Here is a 1,235-nt window from a genome sequence, read left to right as displayed (position 1 = left end):
TGTAGTGGTCTAATGAAACCGGACACCCATTTAGGCGAGAATGCTCGCCAGATCGAGGTGTCAGATGACCAAACAACGCCGCTCCTTTACTCCTGAATTCAAGCGCGAGGCTGCCGACCTCGTGCTCAAACAAAACTACAGCTACATCGAAGCCAGCCGTTCACTCGGCATTGGTGAGTCAGCATTGCGCCGCTGGGTTGACCAGATTCAGAAAGAACATAAAGGCATCACCCCGCAGAGCAAGGCGCTGACGCCGGAACAGCAAAAAATTCAGGAGCTGGAGGCCCGGATCGCTCGGCTTGAGCGAGAGAAATCCATATTAAAAAAGGCTACCGCGCTCTTGATGTCGGAAGATCACGAGCGTTCGCGCTGATTGACCAGTTGAGTGCCCATGAACCGGTTGATTGGCTGTGCAAGGTGTTGGACGTCACTCGCTCGTGTTACTACGCCCAGCGCCTGCGGCGCCGCACGCCCGATGTTGAACGGCTTCGATTACGTAGTCGCGTCAGTGAGCTGTTCTCGCAAAGTCGCAGCTCTGCGGGCAGTCGCAGCATTCTGTCGCTGATGCGTGAAGACGGTGAGCAGATCGGTCGATTCAAAGTGCGCAGCTTGATGCGCGAGCTTGATTTAGTCAGCAAACAACCCGGCTCCCATGCCTACAAACGAGCAACAGTAGAAAGACTGGATATCCCGAACACATTGAACCGCGAGTTCGACGTGCCAGCGCCCAATCAAGTCTGGTGCGGCGATATCACCTACATTTGGGCGCAAGGAAAGTGGCATTACCTGGCTGTTGTCCTGGATCTTTGTACGCGTCGGATCGTGGGCTGGGCGCTGTCGGAAAAGCCAGATGCTGAGCTGGTGATCAAAGCGCTGGATATGGCTTACGAGCAGCGTGGCAGGCCTTCGGATCTGCTATTCCACTCGGACCAGGGATCGCAATATGCAAGCCGACTCTTTCGCCAGCGGTTGTGGCGATACCGCATGCGCCAGAGCATGAGTCGACGAGGAAACTGCTGGGATAACGCACCGATGGAACGCGTATTTCGCAGCTTGAAAACAGAATGGATACCGACCGTGGGCTATCGAGCTGCGCAGGAAGCAAAGCGCGATATCAGCCATTTTTTGATGCATCGTTACAACTGGATTCGGCCTCATCAATTCAACGATGGGTTGGCACCAGCGCAGGCCGAGGAAAAACTTAACGTCGTGTCCGGGATTAGTTGACCACTACA

The 1,235-nt window shown here is 54.8% G+C and carries 1 protein-coding gene; it reads left to right on the top strand.

Annotated elements, in window-relative coordinates:
• The first annotated feature begins 64 nt into the window (after positions 1-64).
• Positions 65-1,227 (top strand): IS3 family transposase gene (locus tag BM403_RS31245; RefSeq protein WP_093547039.1). Its coding sequence is split into 2 segments (ribosomal slippage): positions 65-320 and positions 320-1,227, totalling 1,164 coding nucleotides; the frame shifts between segments, so codons are not numbered across the junction.
• Positions 1,228-1,235 lie beyond the last annotated feature (8 nt).

It is taken from the genome of Pseudomonas sp. OV546, assembly GCF_900116845.1.
In the GTDB taxonomy this organism is placed as follows: Bacteria; Pseudomonadota; Gammaproteobacteria; order Pseudomonadales; family Pseudomonadaceae; genus Aquipseudomonas; species Aquipseudomonas petroselini.
This window is presented reverse-complemented; position numbering and strand designations above follow the sequence as displayed.